Annotated in this window: 22 protein-coding genes; 13 read left to right on the top strand and 9 right to left on the bottom strand. The window is 60.9% G+C overall.

What is annotated here, in order from left to right; all coding sequences use genetic code 11:
• Window positions 1-2 precede the first annotated feature (2 nt).
• The 11 genes from rsfS to AC1RP7_RS21875 all read left to right on the top strand — a co-directional run bounded on the left by rsfS (window position 3) and on the right by AC1RP7_RS21875 (window position 10,553).
• Window positions 3-497 carry a ribosome silencing factor gene (rsfS, locus tag AC1RP7_RS21925; protein ID WP_007975896.1) on the top strand — a complete coding sequence of 165 codons (495 nt, stop codon included), beginning with the start codon at window positions 3-5 and terminating at the stop codon, window positions 495-497.
• Window positions 498-506: 9 nt separating this feature from the next.
• Window positions 507-974 carry a 23S rRNA (pseudouridine(1915)-N(3))-methyltransferase RlmH gene (gene rlmH / locus AC1RP7_RS21920; RefSeq protein WP_008052376.1) on the top strand — a complete coding sequence of 156 codons (468 nt, stop codon included), beginning with the start codon at window positions 507-509 and terminating at the stop codon, window positions 972-974.
• 10 nt (window positions 975-984) lie between these two features.
• Complete coding sequence (gene mrdA / locus AC1RP7_RS21915) at window positions 985-2,880, top strand: penicillin-binding protein 2 (RefSeq protein ID WP_057713157.1); 1,896 nt, start codon at window positions 985-987, stop codon at window positions 2,878-2,880.
• A 31-nt stretch (window positions 2,881-2,911) separates the two neighbouring features.
• The gene (gene rodA / locus AC1RP7_RS21910; RefSeq protein ID WP_057716556.1) at window positions 2,912-4,015 is read left to right on the top strand and encodes a rod shape-determining protein RodA; all 1,104 of its coding nucleotides are present in this window, start codon (window positions 2,912-2,914) and stop codon (window positions 4,013-4,015) included.
• Window positions 4,016-4,032: 17 nt separating this feature from the next.
• The gene (gene mltB / locus AC1RP7_RS21905) at window positions 4,033-5,043 is read left to right on the top strand and encodes a lytic murein transglycosylase B (RefSeq protein WP_057713158.1); all 1,011 of its coding nucleotides are present in this window, start codon (window positions 4,033-4,035) and stop codon (window positions 5,041-5,043) included.
• Complete coding sequence (locus AC1RP7_RS21900; RefSeq protein WP_057713159.1) at window positions 5,043-6,053, top strand: septal ring lytic transglycosylase RlpA family protein; 1,011 nt, start codon at window positions 5,043-5,045, stop codon at window positions 6,051-6,053. Before mltB ends, AC1RP7_RS21900 begins: the two co-directional genes overlap by 1 nt.
• Window positions 6,054-6,237: 184 nt before the next feature.
• Window positions 6,238-7,395: a D-alanyl-D-alanine carboxypeptidase family protein gene (locus AC1RP7_RS21895; RefSeq protein WP_493182781.1), complete on the top strand. Its 1,158-nt coding sequence runs from the start codon at window positions 6,238-6,240 to the stop codon at window positions 7,393-7,395.
• 87 nt (window positions 7,396-7,482) lie between these two features.
• Complete coding sequence (locus AC1RP7_RS21890) at window positions 7,483-7,758, top strand: DUF493 domain-containing protein (protein ID WP_008052383.1); 276 nt, start codon at window positions 7,483-7,485, stop codon at window positions 7,756-7,758.
• Window positions 7,758-8,405 (top strand): lipoyl(octanoyl) transferase LipB, encoded by a 648-nt coding sequence (gene lipB / locus AC1RP7_RS21885; RefSeq protein ID WP_046041686.1) that lies wholly within the window; start codon window positions 7,758-7,760, stop codon window positions 8,403-8,405. Before AC1RP7_RS21890 ends, lipB begins: the two co-directional genes overlap by 1 nt.
• 25 nt (window positions 8,406-8,430) lie before the next feature.
• A complete protein-coding gene (gene lipA / locus AC1RP7_RS21880; protein WP_162130289.1) occupies window positions 8,431-9,429 on the top strand; it encodes a lipoyl synthase in 999 nt (332 codons plus the stop codon).
• A 173-nt stretch (window positions 9,430-9,602) separates the two neighbouring features.
• Window positions 9,603-10,553: a S66 peptidase family protein gene (locus tag AC1RP7_RS21875; protein WP_057713161.1), complete on the top strand. Its 951-nt coding sequence runs from the start codon at window positions 9,603-9,605 to the stop codon at window positions 10,551-10,553.
• 117 nt (window positions 10,554-10,670) lie between these two features.
• Here AC1RP7_RS21875 and AC1RP7_RS21870 read toward each other — a convergent pair whose 3' ends face one another.
• From AC1RP7_RS21870 to leuS, 5 genes are all read right to left on the bottom strand, one after another.
• Window positions 10,671-11,993, bottom strand: a complete 1,323-nt coding sequence (locus AC1RP7_RS21870) for a lytic murein transglycosylase (protein ID WP_218497959.1) — start codon at window positions 11,991-11,993, stop codon at window positions 10,671-10,673.
• Window positions 11,994-12,054: 61 nt separating this feature from the next.
• The gene (gene arfA / locus AC1RP7_RS21865; protein ID WP_003228536.1) at window positions 12,055-12,219 is read right to left on the bottom strand and encodes an alternative ribosome rescue factor ArfA; all 165 of its coding nucleotides are present in this window, start codon (window positions 12,217-12,219) and stop codon (window positions 12,055-12,057) included.
• 209 nt (window positions 12,220-12,428) lie between these two features.
• A complete protein-coding gene (gene holA, locus AC1RP7_RS21860; RefSeq protein ID WP_057713163.1) occupies window positions 12,429-13,466 on the bottom strand; it encodes a DNA polymerase III subunit delta in 1,038 nt (345 codons plus the stop codon).
• A 39-nt stretch (window positions 13,467-13,505) separates the two neighbouring features.
• A complete protein-coding gene (locus tag AC1RP7_RS21855) occupies window positions 13,506-14,111 on the bottom strand; it encodes an LPS-assembly lipoprotein LptE (RefSeq protein ID WP_349736264.1) in 606 nt (201 codons plus the stop codon).
• 87 nt (window positions 14,112-14,198) lie between these two features.
• Window positions 14,199-16,805: a leucine--tRNA ligase gene (gene leuS, locus AC1RP7_RS21850; protein WP_223500172.1), complete on the bottom strand. Its 2,607-nt coding sequence runs from the start codon at window positions 16,803-16,805 to the stop codon at window positions 14,199-14,201.
• A 281-nt stretch (window positions 16,806-17,086) separates the two neighbouring features.
• Here leuS and AC1RP7_RS21845 point away from each other — a divergent pair, with 281 nt between their 5' ends.
• The gene (locus AC1RP7_RS21845; protein WP_057713165.1) at window positions 17,087-17,407 is read left to right on the top strand and encodes a hypothetical protein; all 321 of its coding nucleotides are present in this window, start codon (window positions 17,087-17,089) and stop codon (window positions 17,405-17,407) included.
• Window positions 17,408-17,511: 104 nt separating this feature from the next.
• The gene (locus AC1RP7_RS21840) at window positions 17,512-18,273 is read left to right on the top strand and encodes a YdcF family protein (RefSeq protein ID WP_090451588.1); all 762 of its coding nucleotides are present in this window, start codon (window positions 17,512-17,514) and stop codon (window positions 18,271-18,273) included.
• A 48-nt stretch (window positions 18,274-18,321) separates the two neighbouring features.
• Here the strand turns inward: AC1RP7_RS21840 and lnt are convergent, their stop codons facing one another.
• The 4 genes from lnt to AC1RP7_RS21820 are packed head-to-tail and all read right to left on the bottom strand — an operon-like array spanning window position 18,322 to window position 22,193.
• Window positions 18,322-19,845, bottom strand: coding sequence for an apolipoprotein N-acyltransferase (lnt, locus tag AC1RP7_RS21835; protein WP_493182785.1), 1,524 nt, complete (start codon window positions 19,843-19,845; stop codon window positions 18,322-18,324).
• Between the two features lie 8 nt (window positions 19,846-19,853).
• On the bottom strand, window positions 19,854-20,693 hold the full coding sequence (locus tag AC1RP7_RS21830; protein ID WP_046028710.1) for a CorC family transporter: 840 nt from the start codon (window positions 20,691-20,693) through the stop codon (window positions 19,854-19,856).
• Window positions 20,694-20,698: 5 nt separating this feature from the next.
• Window positions 20,699-21,193 carry an rRNA maturation RNase YbeY gene (gene ybeY, locus AC1RP7_RS21825; protein WP_057713168.1) on the bottom strand — a complete coding sequence of 165 codons (495 nt, stop codon included), beginning with the start codon at window positions 21,191-21,193 and terminating at the stop codon, window positions 20,699-20,701.
• Window positions 21,186-22,193 (bottom strand): PhoH family protein, encoded by a 1,008-nt coding sequence (locus AC1RP7_RS21820; protein ID WP_008022966.1) that lies wholly within the window; start codon window positions 22,191-22,193, stop codon window positions 21,186-21,188. The genes ybeY and AC1RP7_RS21820 overlap by 8 nt, the downstream gene beginning before the upstream one ends.
• Window positions 22,194-22,248 lie beyond the last annotated feature (55 nt).

Below are 22,248 nucleotides of genomic sequence, written 5' to 3'. Positions count from 1 at the left end.
ATATGACGAGCAACAACGAAAGCAAAGTAAAACGCAAAGGCACATTCAAGAGTGCCCCGCTGCCGGAAAAGGTCCTCGCCGCCGAGCCGCCTAAAGGTGACGAGCTGGTCAAGATCGCCGTAGCCGCCCTTGAAGACGTCAAGGCCCAGGACGTGCTGGTGATTGATGTTCGCGACAAGCAGAGCATCACTGACTACATGATCATCGCCACCGGTACCTCCAACCGCCAGATCGGCGCGATGCTGGACAAGGTTCGCGAGGCCGTCAAAGCCCTGGGTATCAAGCCGCTGGGTGAAGAAGGCAAGGGCGACAGCGACTGGGTGCTGTTGGACATGGACGACGTGATCGTTCACATGATGACCTCCAACGCCCGTCAGTTCTACGACCTGGAGCGCCTGTGGAAAGGTGCCGAGCAGAGCCGTGCGGCCGATGGCAAGCACCACAGCCCTGAAGTTGGTCACGAGCACTTCAACAAGCTCAACAAAGACCAGGAATAAGGGACCGCTGTGCGACTGCGACTGATCGCCGTCGGTTCACGCATGCCCAAGTGGGTGGAAGAAGGCTGGCATGAATATGCCAAGCGTCTTCCGTCCGAGCTGGCGCTGGAACTGGTGGAAATTCCGCTCAATACCCGTGGCAAGAACGCCGACGTGGCCCGTTTCATCCGTCAGGAAGGCGAAGCCATGCTGGCCAAGGTCGGGCCGAACGAGCGGATTGTCACTCTCGAAGTCCATGGCAAGCCCTGGAGTACCGAGCAACTGGCGGTCGAGCTCGATCGCTGGCGGCTGGACTCGCGCACTGTCAACTTCATGGTCGGTGGCCCCGAAGGGCTGGCGCCGGAAGTCTGTGCCCGGGCTGACCAGCGCTGGTCGTTGTCGCCGCTGACCTTGCCGCACCCGCTGGTGCGGATCCTGATCGGCGAACAGATGTACCGTGCCTGGACCGTGCTGTCCGGTCACCCTTACCACAAGTAGTTCTGCCCTCATGTCCCAGCCGATCCGCATCAAGGACCACGAAAAAGACGCCCGTCTGGTGCGTGGCCGCGTCGTGTTCGGGGCCATTGCAGTGGTGGCGCTGATTGCGGTGCTGATCGCGCGTCTGTATTTCCTGCAGGTGATCCAGTACGAGTACCACTCGACCCTGTCGGAAAACAACCGCGTCCACGTGCAGCCGATTCCACCGACTCGCGGGCTGATTTTCGACCGCAACGGCGTGGTGATTGCTGATAACCGGCCGAGTTTCAGCCTGAGCATGACCCGCGAGCGTTCCGGCGACTGGCAGCAGGTGCTCGACGTGATCGTCGAAGTGCTGGAACTGACGCCCGAGGACCGGGTGATCTTCGAGAAACGCATGCGTCAGGGGCGCCGGCCGTTCGAGCCGGTGCCGATCCTGTTTGAGCTGAGCGAAGAGCAGATCGCCCGGATCGCCGTTAACCAGTTCCGCCTGCCGGGCGTGGAAGTGGTCGCGCAGTTGGTTCGTCACTATCCCCAGGGGGCGCACTTTGCTCACTCGGTGGGCTACATGGGGCGGATCAACGAGAAAGAGCTCAAGTCGCTGGACCCGGTCAATTACAGCGGCACCCACCACATCGGCAAAACCGGCATCGAGCGTTTCTACGAGCCTGAATTGCACGGCCAGGTGGGTTACGAGGAAGTCGAGACCAACGCCAGGGGCCGCGTACTGCGCGTGCTCAAGCGTACCGATCCGATTCCCGGCAAGGACATCGTCCTGAGCCTGGACATCAAATTGCAGGAAGCCGCCGAAGCTGCGCTCGGTGGTCGTCGTGGCGCGGTGGTAGCGCTGGACCCGAAAACCGGCGAAGTGCTGGCGATGGTCAGCCAACCGAGTTTCGACCCGAACCTGTTCGTCACCGGCATCAGCTTCAAGGCCTATTCCGAGCTGCGCGACTCCATCGACCGGCCGCTGTTCAACCGCGTGCTGCGTGGCCTGTACCCGCCGGGTTCGACCATCAAGCCCGCGGTGGCGATTGCCGGTCTGGACGCGGGCGTGGTGACGGCCTCGTCGCGAGTGTTCGACCCGGGTTACTACATGCTGCCCAACTACGATCACAAATACCGTAACTGGAATCGCACCGGTGACGGTTTCGTCGACCTCGATACGGCGATCATGCGCTCCAACGACACCTACTTCTATGACCTGGCCCACAAGCTGGGGATCGATCGGCTGTCGGCATACATGACCAAATTCGGCATCGGCCAGAAAGTCTCCCTGGACATGTTCGAAGAGTCGCCGGGGCTGATGCCGTCCCGCGAATGGAAACGTGCGACCCGCCGGCAGGCGTGGTTCCCGGGTGAAACGCTGATTCTGGGGATCGGCCAGGGCTATATGCAGTCGACCCCGTTGCAACTGGCCCAGGCCACCGCTCTGGTCGCCAACAAAGGCGTCTGGAACCGTCCGCACCTGGCCAAGACCATCGAGGGCGTGAAGCCGGTGGATGAGAATCCGATGCCGGACATCATCCTGCGCGACCCCTCGGACTGGACCAGGGTCAACCACGGCATGCAGCAGGTTATGCATGGTGCCCGTGGTACGGCGCGCAAAGCCTCGATCGGCGCGCAATACCGGATCGCCGGCAAGTCGGGTACGGCCCAGGTGGTCGCGATCAAACAGGGTGAGAAGTATGACCGTTCCAAGGTTCAGGAGCGCCATCGCGACCACGCCCTGTTCGTCGGTTTCGCGCCGGCCGACGACCCGAAAATCGTGGTGTCGGTGATGGTCGAGAACGGCGAGTCCGGCTCCGGCGTCGCCGCGCCAGTGGTGCGCCAAATCATGGATGCCTGGCTCCTGGACCAGGACGGTCGGTTGAAGCCCGAATACGCCAGCCCTATCAGTGCAGAGGCTACCGCCCGTGATGAATAACTTCGATCGCATGCTCTCCAGTGAGGATGTGATGCGTCGCCGTGCGACGCTGCTGCAACGCCTGCACATCGACGGCCCGTTGCTGATCCTGCTGCTGACCCTGGCGGCCGGCAGCCTGTTCGTACTCTATTCGGCCAGTGGCAAAAGCTGGGATCTGCTGGCCAAACAAGCCACTTCTTTCGGCATTGGCCTGGTGTCGATGATCGTCATCGCCCAGTTCGAGCCACGCTTCATGGCCCGCTGGGTCCCGGTGGGTTATGTGATCGGCGTGCTGTTGCTGGTAGTCGTCGACGTCATGGGTCACAACGCCATGGGCGCTACTCGCTGGATCAACATTCCCGGGGTGATCCGCTTCCAGCCTTCGGAGTTCATGAAGATCCTGATGCCGGCGACCATCGCCTGGTACCTGTCCAAGCGCACCTTGCCGCCACAACTCAAGCATGTGGGGGTGAGCCTGTTCCTGATCGGCTTGCCATTCATCCTGATCGTGCGTCAGCCCGACCTTGGCACTTCATTGCTGATTCTGGCGGGGGGTGCCTTCGTGCTGTTCATGGGTGGCCTGCGCTGGCGCTGGATCCTCAGCGTGCTCGCTGCCGCCGTGCCGGTGTCCGTGGCCATGTGGTATTTCGTTATGCACGATTACCAGAAGCAGCGCGTCCTCACGTTCCTCGACCCGGAAAGTGACCCGCTAGGCACCGGCTGGAACATCATCCAGTCCAAGGCCGCCATCGGCTCCGGTGGGGTGTTCGGCAAGGGCTGGTTGCTGGGCACCCAGTCGCACCTGGACTTCCTGCCGGAAAGCCATACCGACTTCATCATTGCCGTATTGGGTGAAGAGTTCGGCCTGGTGGGGATCTGCGCGCTGTTGCTGATCTACCTGCTGTTGATCGGCCGCGGCCTGGTGATTACCGCCCAGGCGCAGACATTGTTCGGCAAGTTGCTCGCGGGCAGCCTGACCATGACGTTTTTTGTTTATGTTTTCGTCAACATCGGTATGGTCAGTGGCCTGTTGCCGGTGGTGGGGGTGCCGTTGCCGTTCATTAGCTACGGAGGAACTTCGCTGGTGACGCTACTGTCAGCGTTTGGGGTTTTGATGTCGATCCATACCCATCGCAAGTGGATCGCGCAGGTTTGAATAAGGTGAAATTTTCAATGCAAGTAATGCGTGGCTGGGCGACTCGATACGCGCCATGGGTCAGCCTGGTAAGCATCCTTGGCACCATGCCGGACGCGTTGGCCGGCGACTACGAAGGCTCACCCCAGGTGGCCGAATTCGTCGGTGAAATGACCCGCGACTACGGTTTCGCCGGTGAACAATTGATGGGGGTGTTCCGCGAAGCCGAGCGCAAGCAGTCGATTCTGGACGCCATCTCCAAACCTGCCGAACGGGTCAAGCAGTGGAGCGAGTATCGCCCGATGTTCATCACCGATGCGCGCATAGCCCGGGGTGTGGATTTCTGGCGTCAGCACGAAGCGGTGTTGGCTCGTGCCGAGCAGGAATACGGCGTGCCGGCCCAGGTGATTGTCTCGATCATCGGTGTTGAAACCTTTTTCGGCCGTAATACCGGAAATTTCCGGGTGATCGATGCCTTGTCGACCCTGGGTTTCGACTATCCTCCCCGTGCCGAGTTTTTCCGCAAGGAGTTGCGTGAGTTCCTGCTATTGGCCCGCGAAGAGCAGGTCGATCCGTTGACGCTCAAAGGCTCCTACGCTGGCGCAATGGGATTGCCGCAGTTCATGCCGAGCAGTTTCCGCGCTTATGCAGTGGATTTCGACGGTGATGGCCATATCAACATCTGGACCAATCCGGATGATGCCATTGGCAGTGTTGCCAGTTACTTCAAGCGCCATGGCTGGGTCGCCGGCGAACCGGTAGTCAGCCGCGGCGACGTCCGTGGCGATCAGGTCGACGAAGGTTTGACCACCGGTATCGAACCGACGAAAACCGTCGGGGAGTTGCGAGCCCTGGGGTGGTCAAGTCATGATGCGCTGCGCGATGATATGCCGGTTACTGCTTTCCGTCTGGAAGGCGACAATGGCTCCGAGTACTGGATGGGCCTGAAGAATTTTTACGCGATCACGCGATATAACCGCAGCGTGATGTACGCCATGGCCGTACATCAACTGTCTGAGCAGCTGGTCCAAGCACGGGGCGTCAAGTAATGCGGGCATTGCCTATCAATAAACCCCTGAAGCTGATGGCATTCGCCGCGTTGGCAATGCTGGTCGCCAGTTGTTCGACCAGCCGTGCGCCGGCCCAGAAGACCAGTAGCACCGCTGTGCGCACGACGCCGGGGCTGGACATCAACCGCGCCCACAAGGATGGCGCGCCATGGTGGGATGTCGATGTTTCGCGTATCCCGGACGCCACGCCGACCCTGCACACCGGCCCGTACAAGGCCGCTCCTTACTCGGTACTGGGCAAAACCTACTTTCCGCTGCAGGAGTCAAAGACCTACGTGCAGTCGGGCACGGCGTCCTGGTACGGCACCAAGTTCCACGGCCAGAACACCGCCAACGGCGAAGTCTATGACCTGTACGGCATGAGCGCTGCCCACAAGACTCTGCCACTGCCAAGTTACGTTCGGGTGACCAACCTGGACAACAACAAGTCGGTGATCCTGCGCGTCAACGATCGCGGGCCGTTCTATTCGGACCGGATCATCGACTTGTCCTACGCGGCCGCCAAGAAACTCGGTTACGCCGAAACCGGCACCGCGCGGGTCAAGGTCGAAGGCATCGATCCGCAGCAATGGTGGGCTGCCAAGGGCCGTCCGGCACCATTAATGCTCAACGAACCGAAAGTCGCGCAGAATAGCGCCCCGGTGATCACGGCTTCGGCCGGCACCGTCGAGCAATGGACGCCTCCGCCGCAGCAACACGCCGCCGCGGTGGTGCCCGTGCAGCTCGATGCAAAAAAAAACGCTTCTGTAGCAGCCTCTGGCCAGTATCTGCAGGTGGGCGCGTTCGCCAACCCGGACGCTGCAGAACTCCTGAGATCGAAGCTCAGCGGGATGGTGAGCGCTCCGGTGTTCATCAGCTCGATCGTGCGCAATCAGCAGACCCTGCATCGGGTGCGCATGGGGCCAATCGGTTCGCCGGGTGAAATCCAGCAGGTGCAGAACAGTGTGCGCCTGGCCAATCTCGGTTCGCCGAGTGTGGTCACGGAGTAATACGTAGAGCTTGATTGACGGTTCGTCTGCGGTATTGGGGGGCGAACCAGGTTGTTGACTCGTTGAAGAACAAAAGCCCGGCAAGGGTGACTGAGTGAGCAACTGAACACGCGATGACTCGTTAGAAAGTCATTTGATTAGTTTTGCCCTTGGGCAAGTTTCCATTAGCGATTTCGAGAGACGGATGAACATCACCACCTTTGCCAAACGCCTGTTCCTGCTAGTCCCGCTGCTTCTCTCACCCGCCGCGTTCGCGGTCGAGATGATGCCTTCGCCACCACAACTGGCCGCCAAGGCCTATGTGCTCATGGATGCCAGCAGCGGCAACGTGCTGGTCGAGAACAACGGTGACCAGCGTCTGCCGCCGGCCAGCCTGACCAAGCTGATGACCGCGTACATCGCGACTCTGGAAATCCGTCGTGGCCAGATCGGCGAAAACGATCCGGTGACCGTCAGCGAAAACGCCTGGCGTACCGGCGGTTCGCGGATGTTCATCAAGGTCGGCTCGCAGGTGACTGTCAGCGACCTGTTGCACGGCATCATCATCCAGTCGGGCAACGACGCCAGCGTTGCGCTCTCCGAGCACATCGCCGGTAGCGAAGACGCGTTCGCCGACATGATGAACAAAACCGTTGGCGACCTGGGCATGACCAACAGCCACTTCATGAACCCGACCGGTCTGCCGAACCCTGAGCACTACTCGTCGGCTCACGACATGGCCGTACTGGCTCGCGCGATCATCCACGAAGACCCGGCTCACTACGCGATCTACTCGCAGAAAGAGTTCTTCTGGAACGGCATCAAGCAACCGAACCGCAACCTGCTGCTGTGGCGCGACAAGACCGTCGACGGCCTGAAAACCGGTCACACCGACGAAGCCGGCTATTGCATGGTGTCTTCGGCCGTACGTGATGGCATGCGTCTGATCGCCGTGGTCTTCGGCACCAACAGCGAAGTGGCCCGTGCCGCCGAAACCCAGAAGCTGCTGACCTACGGTTTCCGTTTCTTCGAAACCCAGACCTTCTATCAGAAGGGCACCGAGCTGGCTCAGGCTCCAGTCTGGAAAGGCTCCACCAACCAGATCAAGGCTGGCCTGGCGCAAGACCTGACCATGACCCTGCCAAAAGGCCAGCTGAAAAAGCTCGCTGCCAGCATGACCATGACCCCGCAACTGATCGCGCCAATCGCCAAGGGCGACGTGATCGGTAAAGTCGAAGTGAAACTGGACGACAAGGTGGTGCACAGCGCCGATCTGATCGCTCTGGACGCTGTCGAGGAAGGTGGTATCTTCCGCCGCATGTGGGATAGCATCCGTCTATTCTTCTACGGCTTGTTCAACTGAATTTAGTGTGCACCTGCATGGCTCCGCGCTGATCTGGCGCGCAGCCATGCCCGTCGCCACGGCTTACGCTTACGAGGCCGTTACGCCATGACCGATACCGAAGTAAAGGCGCCAAAGATCGAGTTCCCTGCCAATGATTACCCGGTTAAGGTGATCAGCGACACCGGCGTGGGCAACAAGGACAGAATCATCGACATCGTCCGCAAATATGCAACGATCAACGATGAGCGTGTTGATGAGCGCCAGAGCAGCAACGGCAAATACACCACCATTCAGTTGCACATCGTGGCGACCGACCAGGACCAGCTGTACAACATCAACAGCGAACTGCGGGCAACCGGTTTCGTGCACATGGTGCTGTGATGTCCGGTGTGCTGGGCTTTCGCGAACTCGGCCAGATGGCTTACGAGCCGGTCTGGCATGCCATGCAACGCTTCACCAACGAACGCGGCAACGATGCCGCCGACGAGATCTGGCTGGTCGAACACCCTGCGGTGTTCACCCAGGGCCAGGCCGGCAAGGCCGAGCATCTGCTGCTTCCCGGTGATATTCCGGTGGTGCAGGTCGACCGTGGTGGTCAGGTGACCTACCACGGCCCCGGCCAACTGGTGGCTTATCTGCTGCTGGACGTGCGCAAGCTCGGGTTTGGCGTGCGCGATCTGGTCAGCCGGATGGAGCAATGCCTGATCGAGCTGCTGGCCAGTTACGGTGTCACCGCCGTGGCCAAGCCCGATGCGCCGGGTGTCTACGTCGACGGGGCGAAAATCGCCTCCCTGGGTCTACGGATCCGCCACGGCTGTTCCTTTCATGGCTTGGCCTTGAACGTGGACATGAACCTGGAACCGTTTCGACGGATTAATCCCTGCGGCTACGCCGGGCTGGCGATGACCCAGCTGAGCGATCACGCAGGATCGATTGAATTTGCCGAGGTAAGTGCCCGGCTGCGCGCGCAGCTCGTCAAACACCTCGACTATGCTGAGCAGACGACCCTGACGGGCGGAATCGACTGATATGACTACTGATGCAGTGCAAACCATGATCCCGACGCTTGATGTCACCGAGCGCCCGGCCCCGCGTCCCAAGGTTGAAGCCGGCGTCAAGCTGCGCGGCGCCGAAAAGGTTGCACGCATCCCGGTGAAGATCATTCCGACCACCGAACTGCCGAAGAAGCCGGACTGGATTCGCGTACGCATCCCGGTTTCGCCGGAAGTCGACCGCATCAAGGCCCTGCTGCGCAAACACAAGCTGCACAGCGTGTGCGAAGAGGCGTCCTGCCCGAACCTGGGCGAGTGCTTCTCCGGCGGCACCGCGACCTTCATGATCATGGGTGACATCTGCACCCGTCGTTGCCCGTTCTGCGACGTCGGCCACGGCCGTCCCAAGCCGCTGGACGTCAACGAGCCGGAAAGCCTGGCCATTGCCATCGCCGACCTGCGCCTGAAGTACGTGGTGATCACTTCGGTAGACCGCGACGACCTGCGTGACGGCGGTGCCCAGCACTTTGCCGACTGCATCCGCGAAATCCGCAAGCTGTCGCCGAACGTGCAGCTCGAAACCCTGGTCCCGGACTACCGTGGCCGCATGGACATCGCGCTGGAAATCACCGCCGCCGAGCCGCCGGATGTGTTCAACCACAACCTGGAAACCGTGCCACGTCTGTACAAGGCTGCCCGCCCAGGTTCGGACTATCAGTGGTCGCTGACCCTGCTGCAACGCTTCAAGCAGATGATGCCGCACATTCCGACCAAGTCCGGCCTGATGCTGGGTCTGGGCGAGACCGACGAAGAAGTCATCGAAGTCATGAAGCGCATGCGCGAGCACGACATCGACATGCTGACCCTCGGCCAGTACCTGCAACCGTCCCGCAGCCACTTGCCGGTCCAGCGCTTCGTGCACCCGGACACCTTCGCCTGGTTCGCCGAGGAAGGTTACAAGATGGGCTTCAAGAACGTCGCTTCCGGTCCATTGGTTCGCTCCTCGTACCACGCCGACGAGCAGGCGAAGCTGGTCAAGGCCGAGCTGATGTCGTCCTGATCGACTGTGAAGCATAAAACGCCCGCAAGGTTTCAAAGCCTTGCGGGCGTTTTTTTGCCTGGCCTACGATAACGGCTGCCTTTTCCTGCAACCTGCGGGGCAACGGTTCCTCTTCTGTTTGTCCCCGTTCCTGACTACTGTGTGCTGATGTTTTCACGCAGGGAGATTCACGGATGACCGCTCGACCGACCCTCACCCTTTGCCCTCATGCTCCCGTCCCGGCACTGCCGTCGGAAGGCATGATCGGCGTTATCGCACCCGCCGGTCCCGCGCCGCTGGACACCGACAAGGCGGTGCAATGGATGCGTGCCCGGGGTTATTCACTGAAAGTGTTTCCCGGGGTCTACGAAAAAAACGGCTACCTGGCCGGCAGTGACGAGGTGCGACTCGACGATCTGCATGCAGCGTTCGCCGACAGCGAGGTGGATGCGATCATCTGCCTGCGCGGTGGTTATGGCACGCCCCGGCTGCTCGACCGCATCGATTTTGATTTGCTGCGTGACAACGCCAAGCCGTTCGTCGGCTACAGCGATATCACTGCGCTGCATTTGGCGATCAGTCGTTATGCCGGCTTCGTGACCTTTCATGGTCCGTTGCTCAATGCCGACCTGCTGGGTGAGAAGCAAATACCTACCGAGTCTTCGTTCTTCAACATGCTGCGAGGGAAGGTGAGGGCGGGAACAGTGCTGGCGCATCCGGTGGCCTACCCGCTGACCACGATCGAGCCAGGCGTGGCTCACGGGCGCTTGCTCGGTGGCAATCTGGCCATGATCGCCGCGACCATGGGCACGCCCTACGAAATTGACGCCGAGGGCGTCATTCTGTTGATCGAGGATATCAACGAGCCGCTGTATCGCATCGACCGGTTGCTCACCCATCTGCGGCTGGCAGGCACGTTGCACAAGCTGCGCGGCGTGTTGGTCGGGGATGTGGCGGGGGTTGAGGTGGCGGCGCTGGACAGGTTGCTCAAGCAGATCTTCGAGCCATTGAAGATTCCGGTGCTGTCCGGGTGGCGCAGCGGCCATTGCGACCCGAACCTGACGTTACCCATGGGGGCGCTGGTCAGGCTGGATGCCGGAAACAAGGAATTGATGCTGGAGCAGGATGTGGTGGCCAGGCGCTAGATTTTTATCGCCTGTCAGTCAGTCTTCGCGGGCAAGCCCGCTCCCACAGTGTCCGCGTCGTACACAAATCATGTGAACGCCCCTGAACCTGTGGGAGCGGGCTTGCCCGCGATGCTTTTAGCGGTTACGCAGTCCTTCGAGCAACTTGTGCGTCGGATACCCATCTGCCGGCCAGCCAAACGACTGTTGGGCGCTGCGGATAGCCTTGCGGGTGTTGGCGCCGATGATCCCGTCGGCGGTGCCGGCGTCATAGTTTTGCGCGCTCAATAGGCTTTGCAGCTCGATCCGCTCGGTACGGCTCAGAGGCAGGTCATCCTTTGGCCACGTACCGCTGATCAAGCCTGCGCCATTGAAGCGTTCGGACAACAGGCTCACCCCCAGGGCATAGGACGACGAATTGTTGTACTTGAGAATCGCACGAAAGTTGTCGAGCACAAGGAACGCCGGGCCGCGGTAGCCAGCCGGCAATAGCAGTGCCGCAGACAGTTGCTCCGAGCCTGCCGGGACCTGGCCACCGTTGGGCAGCGTAACGCCCAGTTGGCGCCACTCGGCAACACTCTTGCGAATCGTGCCATCGGCCAGTACGTAGTTGAAGCCGCTCGGCAGCTGGACTTCAAAGCCCCACGGCTGACCTCTCTGCCAGCCGGAGCTTTGCAGGTAATGCGCGGTCGAGGCCAGGGCATCAGCCGAACTGCTCCAGATATCGCGACGGCCGTCGCCGTCGAAATCGACGGCGTGGGTGTTGTAGGTGGTCGGGATGAACTGGGTCTGGCCCATGGCGCCGGCCCAGGAACCGAGCATCTTTTCGGGTTCGATGTCGCCTTGTTGCAGGATTTGCAGGGCCGCGATCAATTGCGCGTGGGCGAAGCCGGGACGGCGGCCTTCGTAGGCCAGGGTCGCCAGCGAGTTGATCACCGACTTGCTGCCCTGGAACTGGCCAAAATTGCTTTCCATGCCCCACACGGCCACCAGCGCCTGACGATCAACGCCATAACGCTGCTCGATGCCTTGCAGGATGTCGGCGTACTGGTCGATCAGTGACTGGCCTTTGCGTACCCGCAGCGGCGACAACGCGCCATCGAGGTATTCCCACACCGGTTTTGCGAATTCCGGTTGGCTGCGATCGGCACGAATCACACTGGGGTCGAAGCTGACATTGGCGAAAGCGCGATCAAACAGATCGGCGCGGATACCGGCGGCCAGGGCATCCTTGCGGAAACCCGCCTGCCATTCGGCAAATGTCTGGGTAGGCTGGATGTCGAGGTTCTCACCCGTCGGAACCACCTGCGGAACAACCGCCGGGGCGGTAGCGACAGGAAGTGTCTGAAGCGGCTGAGCGTCGGCTGCGGTCGGTTTTTCCGCACAGGCGACAAGCAAAACAAGGCTGGAGGCAGCGATCAATTGGCGTAAGTGCCAACGATGGGGAAGACAAAAAGGCATGCACGGGTCCAGGGAATACGAATCAGGTACAGACCTTAACATGTTGAAGGGGGGTTCTGCTTTACGCTGCCAGAAAGTAAGAAGCCTCCCAGCTGTCAGACTGGAAGGCTTCGCGGCGGTAGCTGCCTTTGCCCTTGGTGGGGCGTTCCTGGCGGCTGCGGAACAATGGCTGGGCGATGATGGATTTGGCCTTGTTGGGGCCATGCTTTGATGGCTTTTTGCTCATGATGGTGCCTCGCAAGTGAGTGGTTTTTGCGGGGCAAATCATCGGCCGAAGTTGAGGGGCTGTCTAGTCCCGGTGGCTGTCGGAAAAAACGCCGTTCTTTGTAGGAGCGAGCTTGCTCGCGAAGCACTTGAGGGCGCTGCGTTAAATCAGAAAGTCTGCGTTATCGTTAACGACCATCACGAGCAAGCTCGCTCCTACAGGGGGCGGTGTTATTCAGCGGGTAGGGTTAAGCGTTGCCCGGCCATCAACAACGTCAGCCGGCTCAGACTCATCCACGGCGAACCGGCCGCCTGGCCCTTGATCTGCGCGTCGATGCGCTGTGCTTCGAGCAGCAATTGCGCCCAGCGTTGCGCCGAGTAGCGTTGCAGGGCTTTGCTCATCAAGGGTTTTCGTTTGTCCCAGACCGGAGGTTTGGCCTGGCTGAAAGCCTTGTCCAGCGGCGTGCCCTGACTGTATTGCAGCGAAATATTGGCCAGCAGGCGCAACTCTCGGGCCAGGGCCCAGAGAATCACCGGCGGCTCGACGCCTTCACCGCGCAACCCTTCGAGCATGCGCAAGGCATGGGCTGCTTCACCATTGAGAACCGCATCGGTCAGGCCAAAGACGTCGAAGCGCGCACTGTCGGCCACCGCAGCCTGCACGGTTTCAACGGTGATCTGACCCCCTTCGGCCATCAGTTTGAGCTTTTCGATTTCCTGGGCGGCGGCCAGCAAGTTGCCCTCGACCCGTGCCGCGATCAGCTCAACGGCGTCCTGGCTGGCGGAAAGCCCGGCCTGGGACAAACGTTGGCGGATCCAGCTTGGCAGTTGGGCGACATCGACCGGCCAGATCTGCACGAACTGGGTCTGTTGTCCTTCGACCAGCGCCTTGCCCCACTTGGTTTTCTGTGCGCTGCCATCGAGTTTCGGCAAGCTGATCAGCAGCACGGTGTCGTCGGCCGGGCGCGAGCAGTACTCGATCAGCGCGGCAGCGCCCTTGTCGCCGGGTTTGCCGGACGGCAGGCGCAGTTCCAGCAGGCGCTTTTCGGCGAACAGCGACATGCTGGCACCGGCTTGCAGCAGCGTCCCCCAGTCGAAACTGGCGTCGGCGGCAAACACCTGGCGTTCATCGAATCCCTGCTGGCGGGCGGCAGTGCGAACAGCATCGGCCGCCTCCTGGCACAACAACGGGTCATCGCCGCTGATGATATAGACCGGCGCAAGGGCGCCTTGCAGGTGTTTGGCGAGTTGGGCGGGGGCGAGCTTCATAAGAGAGGGCGAACGGGGCGCACAGGCGCCCCGTAAGTCTTACTGCTGTGGCAGTTCGACAGGCGACTGACGCGGGGTTTCCGCTTCAGCCTTCTTTGCCGCTTCCAGCGCCGCGGCATCAGCCTTGGCCTTGGCTTCGGCAGTCTGCTGCAACTGGTCCAGTTGGGTGGGGCTCAGTTGTTCCAGGCGCAGCATCATGCGTTGAACCAACTCCCGGCGGCCTTCTGTCCGGGCCGTTTCAGCTTCTTGGTCAGAGCCCACCAAGTTGTTGCCGTCGTGCATATAGATCTTCTGCACTTCAAGCTTGTCGCTCAACAGGGGCAGATCGCCGCGACCACGGATGTCGTAGCTCAACACGGTGGTGACTTGGTACTCGCCGGCACGACCGGCACCTGCGTAGGTGAGGATGCGCTGGCTTTCCTGTTCATTGGTCAGTACCAGCTTGTAAGGAGCGCCGGTATAGACCTTGACGCCGCTGCCAATCAGTACCTGACGCAACTGGGTAACGGTTGGGCCATAAGCGTTACGGGCGCTCAGGTCGAGTTCCTTGATCGCCAGTTCATTGGTGCCGGTGCCGCGCAGCTGGAAACCGCAGGCGCTCAGCAGAACCGCGAGGCCCATCACCAGCAGATTGCGTTTGATCATCTTGTTGCTCCCCTTGAAACCATGTGGGCCGATCAAGCGGCCCGAAAGGTTTTACTCGGCGCCAGGCTCACCTGGCGCCTGATCCAATTAGCTGGCGACGATATTGACCAGTTTCCCGGGCACTACGATCACTTTACGAATGGTCAGGCCGTCGACGAAGCGCAGCACGTTCTCGTTGGCACGGGCGGCGGCTTCGACTTCTTCACGGCTGGCACTGGCCGGCATTTCGATGTGGCCACGCAGCTTGCCGTTGACCTGAATCACCAGTTGCAGGCTGTCCTGTACCAAAGCGCTGTCATCCACCACCGGCCAACCGGCGTCGATCACAGGATCGGCGTGACCCAGTTGATTCCACAGCTCGTGGCTGATGTGCGGCGTGATCGGAGCCAGCAACAGAGTCACGGTTTCCAGGCCTTCGTGAATCAGTGCGCGATCCTGGTCGGTGGCTTGTGCGGCTTTTTCCAGTACGTTCATCAGCGTCATCACCTGAGCGATGGCGGTGTTGAACTTGTGGTTCTGGCCGACGTCCTGGCTGGCCTGCTTGATGGCCAGGTGGATCGAGCGACGAACGGCTTTCTGCTCGTCATTCAGGCTGGCGACGTCCAGTTTGCCCGGCAGGCCCTGAGTGACGTGGGCTTGAGCCAGGCGCCAGACGCGCTTGAGGAAACGGTGCGAACCTTCGACGCCGGAGTCGGACCATTCCGCGCTCATGTCAGGTGGCGAGGCGAACATCATGAACAGGCGGCAGGTGTCTGCGCCGAACTGGTCGATCATCGACTGTGGGTCGACGCCGTTGTTCTTCGACTTGGCCATCTTCTCGGTGCCACCGATTTCCACCGGCAAGCCGTCGGCTTTCAACTTGGCGCTGATGACCTTGGCCTTGCTGTCACGCTCAAGCTCGACGTCCGCCGGGTTGAACCAGGTGTAAGCGCCATTGGCTTCGCGGCGATAGTAAGTCTCGGCGATCACCATGCCCTGGGTCAGCAGGTTCTTGAACGGCTCGTTGGAGCTCACCAGGCCTTCGTCGCGCATCAACTTGTGGAAGAAACGCGCATAGAGCAGGTGAAGAATCGCGTGTTCGATACCGCCGATGTACTGATCCACCGGCAGCCAGTGGTCGGCCGCCGATTTTTCCACCAGGCCGCCTTCAAAGTGCGGCGAGGCGTAGCGGGCGTAGTACCACGAGGACTCGACGAAGGTGTCCATGGTGTCGGTTTCACGCTTGGCAGGCTGGCCGCATTTAGGGCAGCTGCACTCGTAGAACTCGGGCATGCGCGCCAGTGGCGAACCGGCGCCATCGGGTACGACGTCTTCCGGCAGCACGACAGGCAGTTGATCTTCCGGTACCGGCACGTCACCGCAGGTGCCGCAGTGGATGATCGGGATCGGGCAGCCCCAGTAGCGCTGGCGGCTGATGCCCCAGTCGCGCAGACGGAACTGGGTACGCGAGGCGCCCAGTTCTTTCTTGATCAGCGCGACTTCGATAGCGTCGAAGGCGCCCGCGAAGTCCAGGCCGTCGAACTCGCCGGAATTGATCAGCGTGCCGTACTCGCCGTAGGCGTCTTGCCATGGCGCCGGGTTGCTGTCACCGGAGCTGGTGCGCACCACGGATTTGACCGGCAGGTTGTATTTGTGGGCGAATTCGAAATCGCGCTCGTCGTGGGCAGGAACAGCCATGACCGCGCCGTCGCCGTAATGCATCAGCACGTAGTTGGCGACCCATACCGGTAGCTTTTCACCGGTCAGTGGGTGCTCAACGAACAGGCCGGTCGGCAGGCCTTTTTTCTCTTGAGTCGCAACGTCGGCTTCCGCAACGCTGCCGCCCTTGCATTCAGCGATGAACGCTTGCAGCTCAGGGTTGTTCTGTGCGGCCAGGGTAGCCAGGTGGTGCTCGGCGGCGACGGCGACGTAGGTCGCGCCCATCAGGGTGTCCGGACGGGTGGTGAAGACTTTCAGCGCGCCCGCTTCGCCGATGGAATCGACGTTGTACGGGAACTGCACTTCCATGCCGCGGGACTTGCCGATCCAGTTGCGCTGCATGGTCTTGACCTGTTCAGGCCAGCCAGTCAGTTCGTCCAGGCTCTCCAGCAGTTCATCCGCGTAGGCGGTGATCTTGAAGTAGTACATCGGGATTTCGCGCTTTTCGATCAGCGCGCCGGAACGCCAGCCGCGACCGTCGATCACCTGTTCGTTGGCCAGGACGGTCTGGTCGACCGGGTCCCAGTTCACGGTGCCGCTTTTTTTGTAGATCACGCCTTTTTCGAACAGGCGGGTGAACAGCCATTGTTCCCAGCGGTAGTAATCGGGCTTGCAGGTGGTCACTTCACGCGACCAGTCCACCGCCAGACCCAGGCTGCGCAGCTGGGATTTCATGTAGGCAATGTTTTCGTAGGTCCACTTGGCGGGCGCTACGTTGTTCTTCATCGCGGCGTTTTCCGCCGGCATGCCGAAGGCGTCCCAACCCATGGGTTGCAGAACGTTCTTGCCTTGCATGCGCTGGTAGCGGGAGATCACGTCGCCGATGGTGTAGTTGCGCACGTGCCCCATGTGTAGCTTGCCGCTGGGGTAAGGGAACATCGACAGGCAGTAGTAAGTCTCCTTGCCTGGCTGTTCGCTGACTTCAAAGGACTTTTGCTCGTCCCAGAACGACTGGGCGGCGGCTTCGATTTCACGGGGCTGATATTGTTCGTGCATGGCTACTTTTGAACTGAATAGGGGTGGCCTAATCCTCTTCAATGCAACGCTGGACGCTGATCACGCCGCATTGGCGTTTTCGATGTCCAGCCGAGCTGGAAGTGGAGTTACAGGAAGCGCCGTAGCATACATGACCGCGCTCTACCGAGGGAAACCCTGATTGCTGCCGCGCGTCCCGCAAAAACCGCCGCGAGGGCCGTTGGTCGCGGCGCTCAGCCGGTTTGTTCATGGAAGCTAAGCTCTAACTGGGGAGTAGGTCTTATCTTCCAATGAGGTGAGGGATGGTTGAGTCACAGCAAAAAGCTACAAAACCGGAGCTGTACGAAAGGCTGATCGATCGTTTGGCCCTGGCCTTGGAAGCGGCAAGAACTGCTGGCCGGTTGCGCGACGTACGCCCTCTGGAACTGGAACTGCGTGGCCTGAGCTCCGCAGAGTTTGCATTGATCAAGGCGTATCTGGATCGCAGTGAGCGTGAGACGCACGGATGCTTGTCAGAGGCGATAAAGCAACTCGACGCACCACGTTCGGCCAAGATCATCTGGCTCAAGGACAAGGTTCCCGGCAGAGACGCGGTAAAGGTCCGGTCTTTGCAGTTCAAATAAGACGCAGAGCCGTGCTCAATGGTTTTTTGAAGCATAGTTCTTCTGTATTGATTGTCGCATTGCGCTAACCCACTTAGGCTTCGGGCATCTCCAGGAGATGCTCGATGCCTTTTCGTTACTTTGTAAAACAACTTCTTTTGCCCCCCGGCATTCTATTGCTGCTGCTTTTGCTTGCCTGGTGGTTGCGCCGCTCAAGGCCAAGGCTCGCCGGTGTGTGCTTTGCACTGGGGCTGGGTGGTCTTTGGCTGATGAGCCTGCCGGTGGTGGTGCAGTGGAGTGCCCGCCTGCTCGAGCGCGAGCCACCGCTGGCCCGCGACGAATGGGCAGTGCTGGGGCAGCGCGCGGACGCCATCGTCGTCCTTGGTTCCGGGCGCGAGCGCGGTGACGTGGCCTGGGGTGCCGACCAGCCCACGGGTGTAGGCCTGGAGCGCCAGCGTTTTGCCGCGCGACTGACCAAGGCTTCCGGCCTGCCGGTACTGACCAGCGGCGGCTTGCATTACGGCACTCCGCCAAGCGAAGCGCAGATGATGGCTGACTCCTTGCGCGACGATTTTGGCGTGACCGTGCGCTGGCAGGAAGGGCACAGCCGCACGACCTGGGAAAATGCGCAGTTCAGCGCCCAGGTGTTGCTGCCACAGGGCATCAAACGAGTGGTGCTCGTGACTCATGCCGGGCATATGCCACGAGCGGTCTGGAGTTTCCGCAAGGCCGGGTTTGAGGTGGTGCCGGCGCCGGTAGGGTTTCTGAGCGGCGACAATGCGCGGCCACTGGGAGGCTGGATGCCGGAGTACAAGGCGATCTGGCAGAACGGGCAGTTGATGAACGAGGCGGTGGGGCAGATCGGTTATTCGTTGTTCTATCGTTGAGCGCTAATCCCTGTGGCGAGGGAGCAAGCTCCCTCGCCACAAATGATTTCAGACAGTCTTCGCCATCCGGCTCGCAACCAGCGCCCAGCCAAACAACAACACGCAGAGAATGAGCAATGGCCACGAACGCCATTCCAGGTACGGCGTGAGGTTGTGCATCGGCACCACTTCGCCATACAGGATGCCGCGTTCGAACTGCGGGATCTGATCGGTAATCTGACCGAACGGGTTGATCAGGCCGGACACGCCGTTGTTGGTGGCGCGGATCATCCAGCGGCCGGCCTCCAGCGCACGCATCTGCGCCATCTGCAGGTGTTGCAGCGGACCGATGGAGGTGCCGAACCAGGTGTCGTTGCTGATGGTCAGCAACAGGTCGCTGCGGGCGGCGAGGCTGGCGGCGAATTCCGGGTACACCACTTCATAACAGATGTACGGCGCGATCTGATAACCCTTGGCTTGCAGCAGCGGCTGGTCAGATGGTCCGCGGGCAAAGTCCGACATCGGCAGATCGAAGAAGGCGATCAGCCCGCGCAACAGATCCTCCAGCGGAACATATTCACCAAACGGCACCAGTTTTTGCTTGAGGTAGGTGCCGTCGCCTTCGCCGACAACGGTGATGCCATTGAAGAAGCGCTTCTCGTGGTGGACCTCCATGCGGACCGGGACGCCGGTAATCAGCGCCGATTTACGCTCGGCCGCGAAGCTGCCCATCATGTTCAGGTAGCCCTCGGCGGACTCCTTGAGCACCGGGATCGCCGTTTCCGGCCAGATGAGAAGGTCGACTCGCCTGGAGCTGAAACTCATGTCGCGATACAGCGCCAGTTGCGCGTTGAGCTGCGTCGGGTCCCACTTCATGCTTTGTTCGATGTTGCCCTGAATGGCGGCGACGCTCAGTGGCGGGCCCGACGGGCTGGTCCAGGCGTGGTGCTTGAGCGCGATGCCGGCCAGCCACGGGCCGACGAGCAGCAAAACACCGGCAACGATGAAGCCTTTGCGCCCCGTGCGAACCAGGCGCATGCCGTTGTAGATCAACGCAGCTGTCAGGGCCAGGGTAAAGGAAATCAGCCACATCCCGCCGACAGGCGCGAGCCCGGCCAGCGGGCCATCGAGCTGGCTGTACCCGGAATATAGCCACGGGAAACCTGTCAGGAACCAGCCGCGGAAGGCTTCCTGGCCGACCCACAGCGCTGCGAAGGCCAGGGCGTCGGCCAGCGGCGCTTCATTTCGGCGTAGCCAGCGCGCCCATATCCAGGCGGGCAGGGCAAAGAACCAGGCAATTGCCGCCGTGAAGAGCAGCATCAGGAAACCGGCCAGCAACACCGAAGCGCCGCCGAAGTGGTGAATGCTGTAGTAGATCCAGCTGGTGCCGGCACCGAACAGGCCGAAACCGAAACACCAGCCGCGCCCTAGTGCCTGACGTGGGCTCAGCTCGCGCAGGCCTGCATAGAACAGGCCGACGGCGAGCAGTGCCAGGGGCCAGATATCGAACGGCGCCAGGGCCAGTGTGGTGATTGCACCGGCCGCCACGGCCAGCAGGTTACCGGGCCAGCCGGGGCGGGTTGTCCAGCGCATTTCAATCCTTAGCGAGCAATGGGCGTCAGGCGAAGCAAGTGAATCCGACGGCTGTCGGCGTTCAGGATGCGGAAGCGGTACGGGCCGATTTCAGTGATTTCGTTACGTTTTGGCAAATGCCCGAACGCGCTCATCACCAGGCCGCCAACGGTGTCGAATTCGTCGTCGGAGAACTCGCTGTCGAAAAATTCGTTGAAATTCTCGATCGGTGTCAGGGCCTTGATCAGGAAATCACCGCTGGGCAGCGGCTTGATGTAGCTGTCTTCTTCGACGTCGTGTTCGTCTTCGATGTCGCCGACGATCTGTTCCAGCACGTCTTCGATGGTCACCAGGCCTGCCACGCCGCCGTACTCGTCAATGACGATGGCCATGTGGTTGTGGTTGGCGCGAAACTCGCGCAGCAGCACGTTAAGGCGCTTGGACTCCGGCACGAAGGTGGCTGGGCGCAGGAGGTCCTTGATGTTGAAGCTGTCGCCGTTCTCCCTGAGGATCAGCGGCAGCAAGTCCTTGGCCAGCAACACGCCCATCACGTCATCATGGCTTTCGCCGATCACCGGGTAGCGGGAGTGGGCCGAGTCGACCACGGCAGGCAGGAACTCGCGGGGTGTCTGGGTCGCCTTGATGCTGACCATCTGCGAGCGCGGGACCATGATGTCCCGGACCTGCAAGTCAGCCACCTGGATGGCGCCTTCGACGATGGCCAGCGCTTCACTGTCCAGCAGTTTGTTCTGGTGTGCATCGCGCAGCAGCTCCAGCAGCTCCTGGCGGTTTTTCGGCTCGTGGGCAAAAGCCTGGGTGAGTTTACCCAGCCATGACTTCTGCCCGTTGCTCGATCGATCTTCGCTCATAGCGATTACTCTGAATCCTTTGTTGTTTCGGTAGGGAATGCGTCGGTTTCGTCGTCCGCGTACGGATCGGGAAAGCCCAGTTCTGCAAGCAACGTTCGTTCCAGTGCTTCCATTTCTTCGGCTTCTTCGTCATCAATATGGTCGTAACCAAGCAGATGCAAGCAGCCGTGAATCACCAGATGCGCCCAATGGGCCTTGAGCTCCTTGCCCTGTTCAGCGGCTTCGCGCTCGACCACGGCCACGCAGATCACCAGATCGCCCAGCAGCGGGATGTCGAGGAACTCATCCGGCACGTCGGCCGGGAATGACAAGACGTTAGTTGCGTAGTCCTTTTGCCGCCAGGTGTGGTTCAGCTCGCGTCCTTCGGCTTCGTCGACCAGACGAATGGTCATCTCCGAGTCGGCGGTGCGCTGGCGCAGGGCCAGTTCGCACCACTGGCGGAACTCGGCCTCGCTGGGGGCGCAGGCTTCGGTAGCGATTTGCAGGTCAAGCTCAAGCATCGCGGCGGCTATCCTTGGCGGCGGCATCATCGGCCGCTTTGGTTTCGAAGCGCTCATAGGCTTCGACGATGCGCTGTACCAGTGGATGGCGCACGACGTCCTTGGGCTGGAAGTGGGTGAAGCTGATCCCCGGCACATCCTTGAGCACTTCAATCACGTGGTGCAGGCCGGACTTGGTGCCGCGTGGCAGGTCGACCTGGGTGATGTCCCCGGTGATGACGGCCGTGGAGCCGAAGCCGATCCGGGTCAGGAACATCTTCATTTGCTCGACCGTGGTGTTCTGGCTTTCGTCGAGAATGATGAAGCTGTTGTTCAGCGTGCGGCCGCGCATGTAGGCCAGCGGCGCGACTTCGATCACCTGGCGCTCGATCAGCTTGGCGACGTATTCGAAGCCGAGCATTTCGTAGAGCGCGTCGTAGAGCGGGCGCAGGTACGGGTCGATTTTTTGCGACAGGTCGCCGGGCAGGAAGCCGAGTTTTTCACCCGCTTCGACCGCCGGACGAACCAGCAGGATGCGGCGAATCTGCTCGCGCTCCAGTGCATCCACCGCGCAGGCAACGGCCAGATAGGTCTTGCCGGTACCGGCCGGGCCGATGCCGAAGTTGATATCGTTACCGAGGATTTCCTTCACGTAGCGCAGCTGATTCAAGCCACGGGGGCGAATCATGCCTTTCTTGGTGCGCAGGGCCACGGACGGTTCGGCGGGGGAGTGGTTGTCCAGCTGCTCGACGGCCGATTCCTGCAGGAACAGGTGCACCATGTCCGGCGACAGCTCGGTACCCTTGGTTTCCCGGTACAGGCGGCGCAGGAGGTTTTCCGCGGAGGTGGTGTGTTTGGGTTCGCCGATCAGCTCGAACTGGTTTCCGCGATTGCGGATCTCGATGGTCAGGCGCTGTTCGATCAAGCGCAAATGCTCGTCGAATTGCCCGCACAGATTGGCGAAGCGGCGAGCTTCAAAAGGCTCGAGGATGAAACGATGTGGTTCTATGGGTGCGTTCAAGGTCGTATTTAGCCGCCCTGGGGCAATGGTGATGAGTTCAAGGATAGCGCCAGTG

Source organism: Pseudomonas sp. GW822-FHT01E03, assembly GCF_058802985.1.
Note: the sequence above shows the minus strand (reverse complement) of the source record. Positions and strands in the feature narration are given on the sequence as shown.